This is a genomic window from Acetobacter sp. AAB5 (assembly GCF_050106715.1).
Lineage (GTDB): Bacteria > Pseudomonadota > Alphaproteobacteria > Acetobacterales > Acetobacteraceae > Acetobacter > Acetobacter oryzifermentans.
This window is the reverse complement of sequence record NZ_JBNIEW010000082.1, coordinates 1-223: the sequence shown is the minus strand read 5'-3', so window position 1 is coordinate 223 and position 223 is coordinate 1. Positions and strand designations below refer to the sequence as shown.

General features: G+C 59.2%; 1 protein-coding gene. It reads left to right on the top strand.

Annotation, left to right across the window (positions count from 1 at the left end; translation table 11 throughout):
- Position 1: 1 nt before the first annotated feature.
- Positions 2 to 223 (top strand): response regulator (locus ACP7IZ_RS13895; protein ID WP_426849758.1); only part of this gene is annotated, 222 nt, incomplete at its 3' end.

Here is a 223-nt window from a genome sequence, read left to right as displayed (position 1 = left end):
GATGCGTATCCTCATTGTGGAAGACGAGCACGATCTTGGGGCAGCCGTGCAGGAGCGTGTGCGACAGGATGGACATGCCGTGGACTGGTTCATGACACTGGAAGATGCGCGCGCAGCCGTGGCAACTGTGGATTATGACTTCATGCTGCTGGATCTTGGGTTGCCAGATGGCAATGGGCGCGATCTGCTGCGCGAGATCCGCCGCACCTCCTTTGATACCGCC